Origin of the sequence: Microcoleus sp. BM001215392 (genome assembly GCF_036700185.1) — a bacterium.
Lineage (GTDB): Bacteria > Cyanobacteriota > Cyanobacteriia > Cyanobacteriales > Microcoleaceae > Microcoleus.
Genome location: NZ_JAUBOJ010000091.1, coordinates 1 through 19561 on the forward strand (window position 1 = coordinate 1; position 19561 = coordinate 19561).

Here is a 19561-nt window from a genome sequence, read left to right on the forward strand (position 1 = left end):
AATGGAAAGCGTTAATCGGTTTCGGATTGAGCAAGAATTTGCGATCGGGCAGATGAAGGAACAGTGGTTTGATTTAGCGGGTGAATTGGGATGGTTGGTTTTAGTTGACAGGGATACTCGCACGAAAAAGCCTATTTATTCGTTTTTACATTCTAGTTTTCAGGAATATTTTGCAGCTTTGGCTATTGATGATTGGGATTTTTTCTTACCTCGCCATCATATTGATAAACCTGTTCTAGGCAAGCCATACCGCATTTTTGAGCCGCAGTGGAAAGAGGTGATTTTGCTGTGGTTGGGTCGAGAGGAAGAAGATAGAGAGGAGAAAGAGGAATTTATTAAGGGAATCATAAACTTTAACGATGGATTCAATGGTAAATTTTATTGGTATCGAGCTTATTTTCTAGCTGCTGCTGTCATTACTGAATTTAGAAGTCATTTTGCTGATGAGATTGCACAGCAGATTATAACGTGGAGTTTTGATTGTTTCTATAAACAAGTTGGTTATTTTTCTAAAAACTTACAGGATGCTCAATTTCATTCTACTATTATAGAAGGATCTAGGGCAGAACTGCCCAAAGCCGACTACCCTAAAGCCGTTAATTTTATATTGCCATTACTAGAAGATAAAATTGAGTATCGGCATATTCGACATGAAGCGATCAAAACTTTAGGAGTAATAGGTACTGGTAATTGTGATGCAATTCAGGCTTTGAATAGAATAATAGACGATCCCTCTGAAAAAATCTGCTGTGTAGAAATAGCTGCTTGTAGCCTGGGCAAAATTTCTACAGAAAATCTCAGATTAAAAGCCATAAAAAAAATTATTGATTTGATGGCTATCGATGTTCATAAAACTGCCGTTGCATATCTTAGTCAGCTTGTTTTTGAGATTGTGAATATTCCTTTTGATATTGTAGATTTAGTTGTAGAAGGTATGGCAGAACATATAAAAGAACTTGATATACTATTATCTTTTTTTCCTTCTAACTGGATAATTGCTAAGGCTTTTTTGAAGATAGCCCCAATTGACCACCCACAATACCAGTATGCTACTGACATCGAAAATATAACCGAGGCAAGGATTAAGCAAGTTGAAGATAGCGGAATGGATGCGTTGCTCAATGATATCATGATCCTAGGTTTAGGGGATATAACAGCAAAAGAATTAGAATCGCAAATTCTTAAAGTAATTTCTCATTTAAACTTGATTTTACGTACCAACCAAGACCAGGAAATTCAAAAGATAGCTGGTGATTGCTTAACATCAATATTGCTAGGTCAACAAGTCTCCAATCAAGCTATTTTTTTACATTTAATAATTCAAGGCTTAAAAGATTGCCCAGATTATCGTATCCGCGAAAACTACTCAGTCCTCTGGCACTGCGCCCAAAACCTCCCTTACCCCACCTTCTATGAAGCATGGCACGATTCCGCCACCACACGCGATCCAGAAGTCCCAGAAACTACCGCCGATTCTACCCCCTCCGCACAAAGCTTCAACTCAGCAAACTTACCCCAAGTCCTTGCCAATGCTATTGACAACGAACCCGATTTATCTAACAAAGTCAAACTAATTTGCATCGACTCTCACCAATTCATCGACCCCGAAAACCCCGCCCCAGAAATTTACGATGAGATGCTAAATCAAAATTGTCCAGAGTGGCAAAATGGGTATCCAGATACAATGCAAAAACTCAAACTTTATTGGAATTACCTGCGCCGCCAAAGCGAAATTCCCCGGTTTTTCATCTGCTACGATTCCACCGCACTCTGGGCCACACCCACAGGATTTAGCGATTCATTTCTGAAAGCTTTAAGCAAGTTCGATGGGGCGATTTGTGTGGTGTGCGAACCAGGGGATATTCCTTTGCAAACTTTTTCACCCCAACAACAAGACTTGGTAGCAGCTATTGTACAATGGATTGAAAAAGTAATAACCGAAAATTGATGTGAAAAAAATAGAAGAAATTCGCGATCAACTCCAAGCTGGTCAATTTGAATTTAGCCGCCATGCTTTTAGGCGTACTGTAGAACGAAATATCAGCGAACAGGAAATTAGAGAAGTCGGTGAAAATGTTATAATCATTGAAGATTACCCAGAGGATAAATATTCGCCAAGCTGCTTACTCTTAGGATTTACTCGATCGGGCAAAGTTCTGCACATCCAAGTTTCACGCCAACAATCAGAAACATCCAAAATTATTACTATTTATGAGCCAGAGCCCGATCGATGGATTGACTATTCACAACGGAGGTAACAATGTTTCAATGTCATGTTTGCAGTGCAACCGAATCTCATACAGAAAAAGTCAACGAAGTTTTCCAAATCAATGGAAAATTCTATCTGGTAGAACAAATTCCCGCTCAAGTATGTTCCAGGTGCGGTGAAGTTACATTTAACCCCGAAACAACAGAGCGAATCAGACAAATGTTACATGGAGAATCACAACCTGTGAAATCTATTAATGTTGATGTATTTGCCTACCAATAGCAAGAAATTCATCAATCGCGATCGCCCTGGGGAGTAACAACTTCGCTGCCAGATGCGATACAATCAAACTAATAGACTGAGGAACTAACAATGCTAAGTCAAACAACCTACGATCGAGTCTGTAAAAACTTTGAGCAAATTTACGATGAAGTTATCTCCACCCGCGAACCTGTAGTTGTGAGTCGGGAAGGCTGCGAAAGCGTATCCGTTATTCCTACAGATGAGCTAAATAGAATGATTGAAACCATCTATTTGTTCCAGTCCCATGAGAATGCCATACGTCTTCTAGATGCTCTACAACGTGCCAAAAAACGGACGAATAAACCTCAAACTCTAGATGAGTTGCGTAAAAATTTTGGACTGATTGAGGAAGCATAAAAAGTTTATGTCTGAGAATAAAGCAGGAACTATGACACTTACAAAGACCGAATATAAATATATAGAACTCAATGAAAACAATGTTCCCATCATATCCGGAACTACGATGAAAGTCGTTGAATTAGTCGAAGCTCAGATAGCTTATGGTTGGAGTCCAGCAGAATTGCACCTCAATCATCGCTACTTAACTATGAGCCAAATTCTTTCTGCCTTAGCTTATTATTGGGACCGTAAACAAGAACTAGATGCCGAAATCAAGCGACGAGAAGACTATGTAAAACAGGCAGAAATTGAAGCTGGCGAATCTCCTTTTGCTGCTAGACTACGCGCTCAAGGCCTATTGAAATGAGTCTAGCACTTTATATGGATGAACACATCCATTCAGCTATTACAGTTGGTTTACGTCTTCGAGATGTAGATGTTTTAACTGTTCAAGAAGATGGACGTGCTGGTACACCAGATACTATTTTACTCGATCGAGCTATGGAGCTTGGGCGAGTTATGTTTTCACAAGACCAAGATTTTTTAATTGAAGCAAAACGTCGTCAAGCTGAAGATATAAACTTCTCTGGTGTGCTCTTTGCTCGTCAGTCTCGCGTTTCCATTGGTGATTGTATCCGCGACTTGGAAATAATTACTAAACTTGGCGAACTGGAAGAATTTGCTAATCGAGTTCAATATTTGCCTTTGTAGCTTACCTGACAAGATAAGCTAATGCTGCGGCTCTACCTAGCAAGGTTGTATTCACAGCTTCATTCATCGCTTTGTTCAGGCAATAATCTTCTACCGCTTCTGCCAGATTTTCCTCTGAAGCTTCCCCAGTAGGTAACAGTTGTCGCCATAAATCAATCGGAATCACCACTCCGATCGCCTCGCCGTCTTGGTTGGTAAGATATTCAATATTTACCATGCCTATTGTCCTCAAGCTTGAATTTAGATCGATTCCTATCTCTAAGTGTATCATCAGAAATGCGATCGCTCTAATCTCCACCTCTCACCATCACCCCTTAACGCAAACCACTTGCTTCAAAGTCGCCACAACTTCCACCAAATCCGACTGCTGACTCATCACCTCCTCGATCGGCTTATAAGCCCCGGGAATCTCATCTAAAAACTCCGTATCTTTACGACACTCAACCCCCTCAGTTTGCCGCACAAAATCATCCAGAGTAAAGACATTCTTCGCCTTGCTGCGAGACATCAACCGTCCCGCACCGTGAGAGCAAGAACAGTAACTTTCAACATTACCTTTCCCCTTAACAATGAAAGACTTTGCCCCCATTGAACCCGGAATAATCCCGTAATCCTGTACATTTGCGCGTACAGCACCCTTGCGAGTCACATACACATCTTCGCCAAAATGCACCTCTTTTTCCGCATAATTGTGATGGCAATTCACCTCTAATAACGGCTTAGTAGATTTGCCACCTGCAACGTGCTTTTCCACAATTCGCTTAAACCGATTCATCATCACATCACGATTAAAACGAGCATAATCTTGCGCCCATTGCAAATCATGCCAATAAGCCGCAAACTCCGGCGTACCCGCTACAAAATAAGCTAAATCTTGGTCAGGAAGACTAATTTCTGCCAGTCTAGCTAAATTTTTAGCAGTCTCAATGTGTTGCTGTGCGAGCAAATTTCCAATCCCGCGAGAACCGGAGTGCAGCATCAACCAAACAAAATCTTCGGTATCAACACAAACCTCAATAAAATGATTACCACCACCGAGGGAACCCATTTGTTTGAGGGCTTTACTTTCTTGGTGTTGTACGCCTTGATGAAGTTCCTTGAACTCGCGCCATTCCTGCCAGTTGGTAACTGTTTTTTCTACTTCTTTGTTTTCGGCAAATCCGACAGGAATTGCGGCTTCGATATCGAGGCGAATTTGTTTGAGTTTGCCTTCTAATTTGTGAGCTTTGAATGGCATTTTAATCGCAGCCATGCCGCAGTTGTGAACAAAGACTCCCGCAGTTAACGCAAAGTTGCCGTATTCGGGAACAGTTAAGCAATAGACATCTTGCTTTTCAACTAAAGGAATAATATCAACTACTTTGTGGTTGTAGCCGTGCTGATTTTTTCTGTAATTGTGAAGTCCGATAGGAGTTTTAATTTGATCTCCACAAGTCTCACAAGTGTATAGCCGATTAGCAATTTCTTTACTCTTTGCTTTACCCTTTTCACTCTGATTGTAATTAATTAGATAGTGCTTTCCTCGTTCGCCATTCCCTGCAACAGACTCTTTGAAGTGTTCGGGATTATTCTCCATATACTTCAGGATATTTTTCGTTCCGCGATCGGCGTAATACCTGTGTCCGTCTGAGGTTTGAGCTTGATCAGCTATGGCTTGCTTTCTTTTTTGTTCAAATTCCAGGGATTGCCAATGGGTATTTCTATCAACTAACGAACGGTGATAGGCAGAATGGTCATTATTACCCATGAATTCTAAATTTTCTGGTCTATTGTCTGCGGCATCGAAGTTTTTGTGATGAATCACAGTTATCTGATTGTGGAAAGATGGTATGTCTCCTAACAAACCAGAACGAGCAATTATCCAATGAGCTTTCTGCCACCTACCAGAATAGTTTTGCTGTACTAAAGTATATCCATCCTTATCTATTTTGGAATAAAAAGGCATCAATGACGTTCCAGTTGTCAAATCCCGCGCTTCTCGGTATTCGCCATTCCGCAACATGAATTGATGATCGGGAGTGCACTTGATTTCTTCTCCATTATCCAGTACCACTTTAACCAGTTTGGCATTGTTTCTAGTTAATTTGGCTGTAGCCTTAGCAGCAACAATTTTACCTGTTTCTGTACAGGAGTAGATAGAAAATTCTTTTTGACTCCTAGCCAATTCCCCGATCGCATAAGATTTGCCATCAACTAGAGGAATTTGTGTATCATCAGTAAAGCAACCAATATCAACCCCTACAGCCGCCGGAATTATCGCTTCTTTTGTGGCAATTACGGAACCGACTAAAGCTCCTTTTCCTAAATGTACGTCGGGCATTAATGCGACGTGTTTGAATACAAATGGCAAAGATGCTACATTGGTAGCCATCTTAGTTTCTTGTTCGCCCAGGGCGTGATTTGCCCAGGATAATACTGGTTTTGGGGTGGATATTTCTAATTTTTCGTAGGGCATTTTTGTTGAGTTTATTTTCCCTGTTTGGTTTTTATACTACATTTGTAACACAAATTGATATTCATGTCAATACGACTCAAGATCGGAGTCGGCGGTTGAAATCGCCACTAGACAAACTTGAGTCCGCGGCTCGACTGAGCGGAAGCTCGCCGAACTTCCTGCGCGGACTCAAGAGTAAAGGGGATATTTATCGTAAGGTGCGCATTGCGCACGCTACATTTTATAAATTTGTGGTTTTGCTAGCCGTTTTCTGTACGGGAATAGCGGCTGTCTGCGGCTTCTTGGCTGCAAATATCCCGAAGAAATCGTGCAGCAAAATATAGAAACACGGAATAATAAACAGCGTCAGCAAAGTAGCCAGCGACAAACCGGAAAACACCACAACTCCCAAAGGTTGCAGAAACTCCGAACCTTCTCCAATCCCCAAAGCGAGGGGAAATAAACCTAAAACTGTGGTGATAGTTGTCATCAAAATGGGTCGCAAACGTTGAGGTGCTGCTCTGAGAATTGCTGTTGTGCGATCGACCTTTTGCTCTTCGCGAATTTGGTTGGCCAATTCTACCATAATAATCCCGTTGTTCACGACAATCCCCACCAGCAAAATCGCCCCCACAATCACCGTTGCCCCGATCGCAGTTTTGCTCGCGTACAGCCCAAAAATCCCCCCAGCCAAAGCTAGCGGTACTGTCAACATAATCACCAGCGGGTCAACCAATGAGTTGTACTGCACTGCCATTACCACAAATACTAAAAAAGTTGCCATCGCGCCCAAAACTTTTAGGGAATTTTGCAATTGCTGATTGGTTTCGGCCGCAGCACTGGGGACAATACGCACTCCGGCGGGTAATTTTATTGCCGATAAAGCTGCATTGACTTGATTTACGGCGTCACCCAAACTAACTTGTTTATTCAAATTGCCGACAATCAAGAAAACCGGACGCTGGTTGAGCCGTTGAATTTCGCCCGGGGCTTTTCCTAAGGTAATTGCTGTTACATCGCTCAAGCGCACTAGAGTATTATTTCTCCCTAGCAGCGGAATGTACCGCAATTGATCTACTGTTTGTACAGATGCGCGATCGAATTGCACCCGCACATCTACTAAGCGGTTTCCCCGCTGCAATTGAGTCGGAATCGCGCCTTGAATTGCTGTCTGAATTGTCTCGCCAATTGCTCTAGCCGTCAGCCCGTACAGCGAGGCTCGTTCCCAGTCGGGGCGAATTTGTACTTCCGGCTGTTGGGGGTCTCCATCTGGTCGAAATCTCGCTAATTTAACTTTCTCGTCTAAAACTTTCAATATTTGACGGCCTGCTGTCTGCAATGCTTCAGGATTCTCGCCTTGGAGTATGATATCAATTTCGCCTCCCCGTACTGGCGAGTTGTTTAGAACTAAACCGCGAATTGATTCGGGAACTAGCCGCAGGCGAGTATTTTTGGGCAGGTCGATTTTATTTATTTCTGCTGTGAGGCGATCGGCAAATGCTGCTACATTTGTGCCTGGTTTGACAGTGATGGTGCTGCTACCTCTGAGCAAATTTTCTACTGTAGTGTTGCCAAAAAGCAGTCCTCCGGCTGTAGTTAAAGCGTACTGAGTTTCTGGCTGCTTGAGAAAAATTTCATCCGCTGCTTGCATCACTTTTTGATTGGTTTCCAGGTTGGTACCTGGTGGAAACAAAGCAAATAATCTCGCTTGACTGGTGTTAACTCGCGGTAAAATTTCTTGGGGAATTTGACCGGCCATCCACAAACTGCTGCTACCCAAGACCAAAAAGGCGATCGCGATTACCCACACCCTCCCGCCCACAACTTTTGTCAAAAACCGCCCGTAGCCACGCGTAGCGTCTTCAAACTTGCGGTTAAATATGGCGATCGGGGCGAAGTTGCTGATGCCGCTCGATCGCTCAATAGCCATCAACTGAGAAGTCAGCATCGGCACAATAGTTAAAGCTACTAACAAAGAGGCTGCTACCGCAAAGCTGATAGTTAAAATCAACTCGCTAAATAATAGCGAAATCAAACCACCGATCAACAAAAATGGCAAAACTGAGATTAAGTTGGCTGCTGTAGAAGCAATCATCGCTGATTCTACTTCCTCACTGCGCGCTACACACTCATCAATTGTCCGCTGCTTTCTATCTTTAATCCGCCCTTTGTTGAGATGGGGATTGTTTCTCAAACCAACAAGCACATTTTCTAAAATAACTACGCTAGTATCTATCGCTTGTCCGATTCCCAATGCCAAACCGCCCAAACTAAACAAATTCAAAGACAGTCCAAACAGCCGCATTAAAATAATCGCAGCTAAAGTACACAAAGGAATAGTCAAACAAATAATCAGCGTTTGCCGGAGAGAACCCAAAAAAAACAGCACTGCTACAGCCGCCAATAATGCCCCAGAAATACCAGCATTGGCGACATCGGCTAAAGAATTGCGAATGAATCGGGATTCGTCTAAGCTAGTAACAACTTGCATATCGGGCGAAATTAAATTAGCAGTCTGCATTTCCTGAATGCGTTTTTTCACCCCATCTACAACTTCGAGCGTATTGGCATCCGGCTGTTTTAAAATGCTGATTTTTACCGCTGGTTTCTGATTGAGAAATACCTTAACTCGTTCTTCTTCTGTCCCATCAATTATTTGTGCAAAATCGCGCAAATAAACTCGTTTCGGCGGATTAGCACCCAATACTTGAAAGGAGAGATTGCGGATTTCTCCAGCATTCCGCAGCCGCCCGACAGTCCGCGTCAAAGGTTCGTTGGCTTCTTGTCGCAACCGCCCGCCGGATGTGTCTAGGTTGCGGGCTGCTAGGGCGTCGAACACATCTGAGACGGGAACACCTAAAGCTTGCAATCGATTTAGGTCAATATTAACTTGAATTTCTTCTTTAACTCCGCCGGAAACGTCAACTGAAGCGACACCGGGAATTACATTTAATTCTCTTGCTAATTCTTCATCAGCAAACACGCGCAAATCAACTCCTTGGAGCGAATTTGAAGTTATAGCAAATTCGTAAACTGGTTGTTGGGAAGGATCGAATTTGAAGAGAGTGGGAGATTCTACTGTATCGGGAAGTCGGCTGCGGATGCGGTTGACAGCGGCGGTGGCGTCGTTGAGGGCTTGGTTGATGTCGCCGCCTGGTCTAAAGAATAAATCGACGCTGACTTGTCCTTCGCGGGTGCGGGAAAAAACTTGGGTGACGCCTTCGGTGGCGGAAAGTCCTTGTTCCAGAGGGCGAGTAACTTCGTCCACTGCGACTTCTGGGGAGATTCCGGGGGCGTTTAGGCGCACGCTGATGCGGGGATAGGTGATCGAAGGTAGCAAGTCAACGGGCAGTTGGGTGAGGTAGAACAGGCCCAAGATGATGATTGCTAGTGTCAGCATGAAGGTGCCGATGTGGCGGCGGATTGAGAGGCCGCTAATGCTTAATCCGGGTTTGTCGGAAGTCATTCGATTTTAGATTTTAGATTTTTAGATTTTTAGATTAGACGATTGGAGATTATTTGATTTGAAATTGAAAAGTTTACCCCCTGACTCAGCCTGTCAAGCTATGAATCGGGGGGATTGCGACCAAATTCTTTTGGAACACATTTTATTGTCGATCGATCGCGATCGAATATTTATACTGCGCTTTTGACAATTATAATAAATTTAATAAAATGTAAATAAAGTTTTTTTGAATATTCCTTTAGAGGTAGTCGCCCTCAACCGAAATTGACATAAGTTGCGATCGGTTTTTTAATCTGGATCAGTTATTAAAAATAGGAACAGGCAAGATGCCTATTCCACAACAACCAATCAACTTGCTTGTGGGGTATTGTTCTAACCCCGCCCTGAGATTGTTCTGTCCTTTTGACGGCACGACTACCCTTCGGCTGCGCTCAGCTTCCGCGAAGTCGAAGCTCAGGGCGAGCTGACTACTGACTGCTGACCGCTGACTGCTGCACTTGAGAGCCATGGGCGCGCGGGTCTGAACTACTTGTTTTTACAGGCCCTGTGGGGGCAGTAAAATCAGAAACTTGACCCGAAGCTTGGACGTGCGGTAATGGTTTTCCGGCAATTAAAGCTTCTAAGTTGTCTTCCATAATACTTCGCGGTGTTTCGCCGATCGTTTCTGCCACGCTGTTGCCTTTATCGTTCAAGTAGACAAAGTGCGGAATCCCATCTACTCGATATTTACTGATTTCTGGCAGCCATTTGTCGTTGTCTACATTCAGCATCACAAAATTCATTGGTTCGGCGTATTGCTGTTTGATGGCGCTCAAATCTTTGGCCATTGCTTGACAGCTACCGCACCAATTAGCATAAAATTCCATCAGGGTTGGTTTACCGTTTGTTAAGGCTGTTTCTAAGGGTACGGAGGCTTTTGCCATTTCCGTGAGACTGCTTGATGGCGTTTGAGTTCGCACTCCTAAGAAGAGAGATATTGAAAGAGCGATCGCTGCTAATACGATCAATAAGTTTCTGATGCGCGCGGCCGCTGTGATGTCGGAATCTTTGGGTACAGGGGTAGCAGTTGAGTTTGGCGAATTGAGACTCATAAAATAAATCGCGATTTTATTTTTATGTTTTTATTTTGATAATCTAGACCAAATTATACCACATTTTGAGATAATTAGACCAATCTCATCTAAAAATTGGCTGATGCCTGTAATTAGATTCAAGTGCGTTAAAACTTAAGAACGGAAAAATTGTTTGTAAATTACTGAGGTTAAAGTGAAAAAACGGGTAACGCTGACGTTTCCCCAACGATCGATCCAAATGCCTGTCACCTATCGACTGGCTAAGGATTTTAATGTTGCGGCCAACATTATCCGCGCTCAGGTGGCTCCGAATCAAGTGGGCAAACTGGTGCTAGAGTTATCAGGGGACATTGACCAACTAGAAGCGGCGATCGACTGGATGCGATCGCAAAACATCGGCGTTTCCCTAGCCAGCAGGGAAATACTCATCGATGAAGATATCTGCGTTCACTGCGGCTTGTGTACGGGGGTTTGCCCGACTGAAGCCTTGACCCTTGACCCAGAAAGCTTTAAACTAACGTTTGCTCGATCGCGCTGTATCGTCTGCGAGCAGTGCATCCCTACTTGTCCGGTGCAAGCTATTTCTACCAATCTCTAATTTTTCAAACCGCGCTTAATTTATCGGGGTCATCTTTTTTAACCTGGTTTCCCTAATCTTTCCATCAGATGAGAAAAAATTCTTGGCTTTCGCTCACTCTACTTTTTACTACTTATTTCATTTTTGGCTGGAAATTATCTGAATTTGATATTCCGCCGCACCTGACTTGGTTTTTAGCCATAGCTGCTATTTTTGTGTTAGCTATCGGTTTGTCGTTCCCGCTTAAAAACACCAAAAAATGGATGATGCGGTGGATTTCAACTGATACTGGTGCTTTTATTTCGATTATTTTTGGAGCTTTTTTAGCAGTTATAGTTGTGACTTGGATGCACCTTTTTGTGACTTGTTTAGTATTGATTTCAGCCGGAGCTTTGGCAAGACTGGATATTCAAATATTTGGTCATCAAAGATGGCGAACTTTTTTGATATTAGCTGCTATTTCTCTAAGCGGTTTGGGGTTGGGTGGCTACCTGGAATTTTTATCAAAAACAGGCAGGATCGTATTCTCTTAATTTGCAACGGGAAATTCACGCCACCAAATGCTACGACTAACAGCGGATATTTAGTCGAAAACAATCCGATCGCGCATCGCTAAAATACAGCCGCTCTTTCTACCATACCTGACGCCGAACTAAGGAGGCTTTGTCGGGCGACAATCATAGGATTTTTCACCAGAGCGAGCTACAGATGCCCAATTACTGATTCCCACCCAATAAAAAAGCAGCTTTAGGGAGCTGCTCGTCAGATTGCATGAGGTATTGTTCTTAGGATAGGACGGGTGGAATTCGATCGATCTTGGGTTACATTTTTTGATACGGGAGAGTTGATGAGTCAATGGACGATCGCGAAATCGTCACATAGGAGGATTACATCGAAGCTAAATTTCCTGAGAATGAAGTTAGCGTTTAACTGTCCTTGCGCCCTACAGCCCTTCAGCGGTGGGGCCATTTTATTTTGAGAGAGAACTCACAGCATTTTCAATTTTTAATCAAAATAACTGATTGGGTAAGGCTTTCGATCGCTCAGCTACAATTGAATTTTGTTTTGAAACTCCGATCGATAACCGACTTGAGCGCATCAAACAAGTCTGCCATTAGCTTTTACACAAAGTCTCCCACAGCTAAACCCTCACACTAAATAAAACATACGTACCACCCGATCTCAAACCCGGTTGATTTTCAGCACTTGGGCGGTTAAACGGACACCTTCAGACAGGAATCAGTATTATTACGCAATTAAAAAATCCTCAAAAATCTGTGGTTCTAGCAGAAACCCGCTTTCTGAGCGTATCAATTGATATCATCGCGGGTTTTAGATTTGATAGCTTTTCGGACTTCCTCGATCGCCATGAGTGCAACTTCTTCAGGCTTTTCGCCTCCACGGGTGGAGACTCGGACATCTGCCTGAGTGTAGAAACACTCTCGCTCGCTCAAAAGGTTTTGCAGCTTAGATTTTAGATCCCCCTCCCGCAGTAGGGGTCGAGTGGTGTCGGAACCCAGCCTCTGGATCAATTGCTCTACAGGCACGTCCAGCCAAACCACGATACCGTAATGCAAGTAACCCCAATTGATCGATCGCCCCACAATCCCGCCACCCGTAGCCACGATCGAATTTTGATAAGCAGCCAACTCGCCGAGCACCTTCGTTTCTAGTTCCCGAAAAGCCTCTTCCCCTTGGCGAGCAAAAATCTCAGCAATTGATTGATTCGCCACTCGAACAATTAGCTCATCAGTATCAAAAAAACGGTATTTTAATTCCCTTGCCAAAATACGCCCTACCGTGGTTTTTCCCGCACCCATCATCCCGACGAGATACAGATTGACTCCCCTCAACAAATCCACCGCCAAATCCTCCATATTTTGCTATTTTTTCAGATTAATCGATCCGCTGGGGCGATCGTCCTCATCAAATACATCATCGTCATCCAATCCCCAATCCTCCTCTGCTTCTGCACTAGGATTTGGGGGAACTCCTGCACCATCCGAGTTAAGTATCGCCTCTTGCGGAGGAACCACCACTCGATACTCAGCATCGTAGACAGACTCAGTTTGCCCCACCCCCGACTGGTTCGGATCTCGATAGCCGTAAGAGTATACCGAGCCGGCCCAAGACTTGCTTTTCGGTTCCTGTTTAGTTTCGTAATCCCTGGGATTTGTGCCTCGTCCAAAGTCATTTTCCTGTGGCTCGGCAGCCAAATCGCCGTCCCCCCAATCATCATCGCTGGCGCCACGGGCAGATTTTGAGCCATCAGAAACCCAATCGTCCTCATCATCTGCGACATAACTCCCAGCACCAGGATAATCTTTTGCACCAACCGGATTCGGAGTTTCTTGCTGGAAAGTCCGGGCGCCGTAGCCCGCCGGCGTACCGTACTGTGTTCGGTAAGCAGCAGACTGAGTTTGGCTGTTTTCCCGATTCAGATCCGGGTCAATTTCCTGTTTTCTAGGAGACGGAGGCGGCTCCTTAGGTGTCCTCCTATCTGTTGGGAAAGTATCAGAACGGCTGCGACTGTCGCGGCCAGCGCGCTCTCGCGGTTGAGATAGGTAATTTGAAAACGAGAGCATACCAGAAATGAATAAAGATGTGACAGCTCCCGCCGCCATGCTGAGCAAAATCCAGATTGATAAGGGCACAGCGGGCGATCGAATTCCCAAAAATACCAGCGATAATGCCGGCTCCACATTTTGTAGGGCAAAAATAGTTAGCCCTACCACAATAACGAGCAATAATACAGGACGCATAAAATTTTTTATTGGTTATTGGTTATTGGTTATTGGTTATTGGTTATTGGTTATTGGTTCTTGGTTCTTGGTTATTGGTTATTGGTTATTGGTTCTTGGTTCTTGGTTATTGGTTATTGGTTCTTGGTTATTGGTTCTTGGTTCTTGGTTCTTGGTTCTTGGTTATTGGTTATTGGTTCTTGGTTATTGGTTCTTGTCAACTATCAACTGCTTTCCTATCAACTGCCAACCATCAACTGTCAACTATCAACTGCTTTCCTATCAACTGCCAACCATCAACTGCCAACCATCAACTGCTTTCCTATCAACTGCCAACCATCAACTGCTTTCCTATCAACTGCCAACTGCCAACTGTCAACTATCAACTGTCAACTGTCAACTGTCAACTCTTCTTCCTTCCAGCGTTTGAGAGGAACGCAATCAATCCCCAACTGGTCTAAAGCGCGAGCCACCACAAAGTCTACTAAATCTTCAATAGTTTGAGGATTGTGATACCAAGCGGGAATCGCTGGCACAATTCTAGCTCCAGCTTCCGCTAAGGTGGTCAAATTCCGCAGGTGAATCAAGCTAAAAGGCGTTTCTCTAGGTACAAGTACCAATTTTCTCCCTTCCTTGAGCTGAACGTCGGCCGCTCTTTCGAGCAAATCCGAACTCAAGCCAGCGGCCAACTTGCCTAGTGTACTCATGCTACAGGGAATAATCATCATCCCTTGGGTGCGAAATGAGCCGCTAGCAATATTAGCACCAACATCTTGCCAGGGATGGCACCGGAGCTTACCAGAATTCGGTACTCCTGCTTGTTCCCGCCAGAATTCTTCTTGCATAGTTGGTTCTGCGGGCATTCGGATGTTCTGTTCGCTTTGCCAAACCATGTAGGTAGATTTTGATGCTACCAGTTCGACGGCGCGATCGGCTTCCAACAGATATTTTAAGGTTCGCACGGCATAAATCAGTCCCGATGCTCCAGTCACTCCTACAATCAGCGGGTAGTTATTTGTCATTAGTTATTTGTTATTTGTTATTTGTTAGTTGACTGTTGACTGTTGACTGTTGACTGTTGACTGTTGTTAGTAATTAGTTGACGGTTGTCTGTTGTTAGTAAGTAATTAACGATATTACTGGTTATTGGTTACTGGTTATTTGCAGGAAATAACCAATAACCAATAACTAATGACTAATGACTAACGACTAATGACTAATGACTAATGACTAATGACTAATGACTAATGACTAATGACTAATGACTAATCCTCATCATCAAAAGCTTGGCTACCGCCGCCAACAGCAACTAAATCTATTTGCTGGCGATAGTAGTCAACGCTTTTAACTTGGACTTCTACCCGATCGCCCAAACGGTACTGATTGCGGTTTTTGCGACCTACTAGAGTTTGCTGGCGCGATCGATATTCATACCAGTCATCCTTCAGGGAAGAAACGTGCACTAATCCTTCAACTCGCAGGATATCGCTCTCGGGCGGCCGCACCTCAATTTCGACAAAGAAACCGTAAGACTGCACCCCTGTAATCAAACCCTGGAAAGTTTGACCTGTGCGCTCTTTCATCAATCCGGTTTTCTTCAATCCCTGCAAATCGCTTTCGGCATCTTCAGCAACCCTTTCGCGTTCCGTCAGGTGTACCACCGCCGCTCCAAACTCTGTCTCATATTCGTGGTGCAAGTCTGGGGGAAGGACGTTCCAGGTAATTTGACCGTGACAGGAGGAATGGTGCAGGTTGACTTTTTCCTTAGCGCGAGTTGTGCGGCTGCTGCGGCCTTGCTCGAACACGGCCTGCAACACCCGCAGCACTAGCAAATCTGCGTAGCGAGACAGCGGGGAAGTGCAGCGCGTGTAACCATCTGACAGCGCCAAACCGAAATGCGGTTTGGGAGTTGTGCTGTACACAGCGGGTTTCATGGTGTCTTCCAGCAGGTAGGTGAGAACTCTTTCCGACTTCAGACCGGCAAACTGCTGGGTAAAGCGCTGAAAATCAAAGGGCAGAACTTCCTCTTCGTTTTCGAGATACAGTTCGCCTCCGAGGTTATTGGAAAGTTTGATGAACTCTTGAATGTCTGCCGGGTCTGGCATCGGTTGGACGCGGTAGATGGCTGGGACTCCCAAGGCTTGCAGGTGAGTGGCGACAGCTTGGTTGGCGAGTACCACCAACTCGGAGACCGCCGACTGGGATGCGGGAGCCGTTGCAAAAGCTCCTAATTCGCCTTCATCGTCGAAGTGAGAGTTGGCGTCGGGCAAATTTAGTTCAAAAGCTCCTCGCTTGAGCCTCGCCTGTCTGGCAGCCTTTGAGGCGTCGCTAATGCGATCGAGGAAAGGACGCAGGGCGCTGGACAAATGATGAACTTCTGTATCGGGATCTGCTTGTAGGATTGCTTCGGCTTCTGGGTAGCTGAGCTGGTAGTCAACTTGAATGACGCTGGTTTGAATTTCGTATTCTAGGAGTTCTCCTGATTCGTCTAAGGTGAGCAATATACTGAACGTCAGGCGTTCGCTGTCTGGTTGTAGCGAGCAGCGCTCGTTGAGGAGTTCTGGCAGCACGGCGATGATTTTTTCTCCCAGATGGGCACAGGTGCCTCGCTTGCGGGCTTCGCGGTCTAGGGGGGTTTCGGGCTGTACGTACTCGGCTGCGTCGGTGATGTGGATTCCCACTTGCCAGCCGCCAGACTTGAGGCTTTCGATCGACAAAGCCCGTTCTATTGGCGGATCCGAGAGGAATGAGGTCGGGTCGAACTCTTTTTCTGTCTGGTTTTCGCCTGTTCCCTCTGAGAAATTTTCCTCCTGAGTTTGACGGGCTTGGTTGTCGGTGTCGGCTTCTTGCAGTTCGTGTTTGCTAAAAGTAACTGTCAGGATGTTGCGCAAATCCAGCCGTTTTTTGATGTCGGTTTTTTTGACTTTGCTGGGCAAATTTTCGGCTGCTTTGATGACGGCTGCGGGGAAGGAGCGCGGCAAGTCGTGCTTGCAGCATACGATGTCGAGGTCGTCGGCGGCTTCGGCGTCGGAACCGAGAACCTGTACTACTTTGCCGACTGGGCGGTGGGTGCCGAGGGGGTAGCGTTTGACTTCGACGTGTACTAAATGATCGATCGCCTCTTGCAGATTTGTACCGTTGGCGAGCAAGTCTAGTTCAAACAGCAGGCGATCGTCTAGGGGAATTGCTCTGTAGCTGACGCGGCCGGTGGGGGTGGCGGTTTGCTTGACTCGCGCCAGTACCGAGGGGTTGGCGCGTTCGAGGATCAGCATGACTTCGCCTTCGGGCGAGCGGCGACGGCTACCTTCTTTGATGATTTTGACTAAAACTCGATCGCCATTCCAAGCAGTCGAGAGGTGGCTTTCCCGCACATAAACGTCTTCTGAGCCTTCAGCGTCTTGAATCGCAAAGCAAAATCCTTTGCTCGAACAGCGCAGTTTTGCTTCTACTACGTCATCTTCAGCTACCCGACGATAGCGGCCTTTGTCTTTGACTAATATGCCAATTTTCTCTAGAGCTTCTAATGCGATTTGAAGTTTGAGTTGACTGGTTTCATCATTGCAGTCGAGTTTTTTTTCTAGTGCTTTGGGAGCCACTAATTTGTCTTCTGTAAAATTTGCCAGCAGTGCAGCGATAGAAAATTCCATGTAGCGATCGATCCTCTTGTTTCCAGCAATTAGTCTAATTTTGGCGAAATCAGCCGCACCCTGTCTTGCCCTCGCTGTGCCTGCTTCCCAACAAATGCGCGGGTTAGTAGGTGGAGATGCCAGCACAGTCGGTGCTACCCGTGCGCGGGGATTTTTTCAAATTTTCCCCCCACACCCGCACTCTCTAATTGTCTGCTGTCTGTCTGCAAATGACAGATGATGGTGCAGACAAATACCCATACCCTATTCCCCAATACAATTTTTTAGCGTTGGTTCCTTTGCTTTTGGCTTGCAGCCCCGAGCTCTTCGCGAAGTAGAAAGCCCCTGTCGGTTCTTAAAAGATGACGGAAATGCTGAAAGCGACGGGTTGAGTCCTGGATCGGGAGATGGAGAGATGCAGAGGGAGAAAATTTGCATTTGGGCCTCCTGCGTTTTTCCTTCTGCCTTTTTCCTGCTTTCTTCTGCTTTTTGAAGTGCCTCTTGCCTTTTGCTTAAGCCAAACATTTTACCGTCTCAAGGCAAAATTGCTAGTAGCTCGCCGCTGCGATACCCCTGTTTTTGCAAGCGTTCTGCCCTTGCGGACGGAGGTGCAATTCAGGGTAGGGAGCAATCTGTGCTGTAGAAAGTGCAAGGTACACAAAACCGGAGACTTTTACTACTTTTGCCTAGTTGCTGTGTCATCTCCTATAGGTAGAAATGACGCCCGGTGCTTGTTAGCTTAAACCGCCGGATGTGGGATAGGGTTTAGTCGCGTGAAAGGTTGCGCGGATGATTCACCTTACATTTATTGTATGTTGAATATGTGCTTTCAGAAAAATGTTTTCTCTCTCGTTGTACTAAACTTAAGTCATCTGCCCCTTCTGGTTTCGGGGTCAAAAAATTATGTTTGCTGAATTTCGCGCCCTTTATCCCACTGGACAGTTAATCTGTGAGTTGGTGACTATTCATCACGGTAAGTTTGTGGTTCGCTGTCTGGTTCAGGTTGACGGCAAAACTCTCGCTACTGGTATGTCCGCTGCTGAGTCTGTTGAGGATGCTGAAGACCGCGCCCGATCGCGATCGATTGCTGTCCTCGCATTTGCTGCTGCTCCGACTCCGGTTGCTGCTGTTCCCGTTCCGGCTCCGGCTCCGGCTCCGGTTGCTGCTGTTCCCGTTCCGGTTCCGGCTCCGGCTCCGGTTGCTGCTGCTGTTCCCGTTCCGGCTCCGGCTACTGCTGTTCCCGTTCCCGTTGGGCCAGCCCTTGCTCCGCTTCCGGTTTTAGAAATGCCTGTTCCAGACAAAGTTGAAATACCACATCAAAGCAATTTTGTCAATAGTGAAGCAAAATTAAATGCAGAGCCGATCGCACCTGTACCCGAGCCGCCGCCACCAACAGTCGATCGGCCAGGGGCTGGATTTGTACCGAAGCAGTTAGATTCGGACGCTTGGCTGTCTTCGAGCTACGGCGAACCGCTTCCAGAATTGGAAGTGCCGAATACAAGTCAAAGCGAACTGTCGCAGGGTGCGGCCGAAGTCCGGGGATTGCAACCGATCGCGGTAGGAATTCCCAGCGATGCGATCGAAGATGATTCTGATACGATCGCCCAAATTGACGCCATCCTCAAACGGCTGCGATGGACAAAAAAACAGGAAACCGACTGTCTCGAACAAAATTATGGCAAGTCATCGCAGAGAGAACTTTCTAGCGAACAGTTGGCAGATTTCCTAGAATATCTGGAAATCTACAGCAGAACCACCGAAGAAATCAAGAGGTTGGGATGGACAGCCAACCAAGGAAAAGATTATCTCAAACAAGGTTACGGCAAAGAAGCGCGACATTTCTTAAATAGAGAAGAATTGTTCGACTTCCTGCAATATCTCGAATCTTTACCTTAAAAATCAGGAAAATAGGTTTGATCGTTCGGACTTCAGTCCTTCTTTCTAAGGACTTTAGTCCTTAAAATAGGTTCGCTCGTTCGGAATTCAGTCCTTCTCAGGACTAAAGTCGGAACGATCAAAGAAGTTATACCATTTATCTAAAGTTGTGCAACACTCTTCGACCCCCCCTAGCCCCCCCTTGTT

Annotated in this window: 17 protein-coding genes; 9 read left to right on the forward strand and 8 right to left on the reverse strand. The window is 45.3% G+C overall.

Features of this window, described 5'->3' with window-relative positions; translation table 11 throughout:
• Positions 1–94 precede the first annotated feature (94 nt).
• The 6 genes from QT974_RS12550 (at position 95) to QT974_RS12575 (ending at position 3562) form a co-directional block, all read left to right on the forward strand.
• Positions 95–1948, forward strand: a complete 1854-nt coding sequence (locus tag QT974_RS12550; protein ID WP_333468812.1) for a HEAT repeat domain-containing protein — start codon at positions 95–97, stop codon at positions 1946–1948.
• A gap of 1 nt (position 1949) precedes the next feature.
• The gene (locus tag QT974_RS12555) at positions 1950–2258 is read left to right on the forward strand and encodes a DUF4258 domain-containing protein (RefSeq protein ID WP_333366606.1); all 309 of its coding nucleotides are present in this window, start codon (positions 1950–1952) and stop codon (positions 2256–2258) included.
• A gap of 2 nt (positions 2259–2260) precedes the next feature.
• Complete coding sequence (locus QT974_RS12560; protein WP_333468813.1) at positions 2261–2491, forward strand: YgiT-type zinc finger protein; 231 nt, start codon at positions 2261–2263, stop codon at positions 2489–2491.
• 90 nt (positions 2492–2581) lie between these two features.
• Positions 2582–2869 carry a type II toxin-antitoxin system Phd/YefM family antitoxin gene (locus QT974_RS12565; protein WP_333468814.1) on the forward strand — a complete coding sequence of 96 codons (288 nt, stop codon included), beginning with the start codon at positions 2582–2584 and terminating at the stop codon, positions 2867–2869.
• Positions 2870–2876: 7 nt separating this feature from the next.
• Entirely contained in the window at positions 2877–3218 is a 342-nt protein-coding gene (locus tag QT974_RS12570; RefSeq protein ID WP_333468815.1) for a DUF433 domain-containing protein, read from the forward strand.
• Positions 3215–3562, forward strand: a complete 348-nt coding sequence (locus QT974_RS12575; RefSeq protein WP_333468816.1) for a DUF5615 family PIN-like protein — start codon at positions 3215–3217, stop codon at positions 3560–3562. The genes QT974_RS12570 and QT974_RS12575 overlap by 4 nt, the downstream gene beginning before the upstream one ends.
• 1 nt (position 3563) lies before the next feature.
• On the opposite strand, the gene QT974_RS12580 is transcribed toward QT974_RS12575, so the two are convergent.
• The 4 genes from QT974_RS12580 to QT974_RS12595 all read right to left on the reverse strand — a co-directional run bounded on the left by QT974_RS12580 (position 3564) and on the right by QT974_RS12595 (position 10553).
• Positions 3564–3779, reverse strand: coding sequence for a hypothetical protein (locus tag QT974_RS12580; protein ID WP_333468817.1), 216 nt, complete (start codon positions 3777–3779; stop codon positions 3564–3566).
• Positions 3780–3869: 90 nt separating this feature from the next.
• Positions 3870–6017, reverse strand: coding sequence for an RtcB family protein (locus QT974_RS12585; RefSeq protein ID WP_333468818.1), 2148 nt, complete (start codon positions 6015–6017; stop codon positions 3870–3872).
• A 220-nt stretch (positions 6018–6237) separates the two neighbouring features.
• The gene (locus QT974_RS12590) at positions 6238–9462 is read right to left on the reverse strand and encodes an efflux RND transporter permease subunit (RefSeq protein ID WP_333468819.1); all 3225 of its coding nucleotides are present in this window, start codon (positions 9460–9462) and stop codon (positions 6238–6240) included.
• A gap of 467 nt (positions 9463–9929) precedes the next feature.
• Positions 9930–10553 carry a thioredoxin family protein gene (locus QT974_RS12595; protein WP_333468820.1) on the reverse strand — a complete coding sequence of 208 codons (624 nt, stop codon included), beginning with the start codon at positions 10551–10553 and terminating at the stop codon, positions 9930–9932.
• A gap of 175 nt (positions 10554–10728) precedes the next feature.
• On the opposite strand from QT974_RS12595, the gene QT974_RS12600 reads away from it, so the two are divergent.
• Both QT974_RS12600 and QT974_RS12605 read left to right on the forward strand, forming a co-directional pair.
• Positions 10729–11133 (forward strand): NIL domain-containing protein, encoded by a 405-nt coding sequence (locus QT974_RS12600; protein ID WP_293126164.1) that lies wholly within the window; start codon positions 10729–10731, stop codon positions 11131–11133.
• 68 nt (positions 11134–11201) lie between these two features.
• Positions 11202–11645 (forward strand): hypothetical protein, encoded by a 444-nt coding sequence (locus QT974_RS12605; protein WP_333468821.1) that lies wholly within the window; start codon positions 11202–11204, stop codon positions 11643–11645.
• A gap of 777 nt (positions 11646–12422) precedes the next feature.
• Here the strand turns inward: QT974_RS12605 and QT974_RS12610 are convergent.
• The 4 genes from QT974_RS12610 to QT974_RS12625 form a co-directional block, all read right to left on the reverse strand.
• Positions 12423–12989, reverse strand: coding sequence for a shikimate kinase (locus QT974_RS12610; protein WP_333468822.1), 567 nt, complete (start codon positions 12987–12989; stop codon positions 12423–12425).
• A gap of 6 nt (positions 12990–12995) precedes the next feature.
• Positions 12996–13874: a LapA family protein gene (locus tag QT974_RS12615; RefSeq protein ID WP_333468823.1), complete on the reverse strand. Its 879-nt coding sequence runs from the start codon at positions 13872–13874 to the stop codon at positions 12996–12998.
• Between the two features lie 368 nt (positions 13875–14242).
• Complete coding sequence (locus tag QT974_RS12620; protein ID WP_333468824.1) at positions 14243–14875, reverse strand: flavin prenyltransferase UbiX; 633 nt, start codon at positions 14873–14875, stop codon at positions 14243–14245.
• Positions 14876–15118: 243 nt separating this feature from the next.
• The gene (locus tag QT974_RS12625; protein ID WP_333468826.1) at positions 15119–17500 is read right to left on the reverse strand and encodes a ribonuclease R family protein; all 2382 of its coding nucleotides are present in this window, start codon (positions 17498–17500) and stop codon (positions 15119–15121) included.
• Between the two features lie 882 nt (positions 17501–18382).
• Between QT974_RS12625 and QT974_RS12630 the strand changes: the two genes are divergently transcribed.
• Positions 18383–19375, forward strand: coding sequence for a hypothetical protein (locus QT974_RS12630; RefSeq protein WP_333468825.1), 993 nt, complete (start codon positions 18383–18385; stop codon positions 19373–19375).
• Positions 19376–19561: the final 186 nt, after the last annotated feature.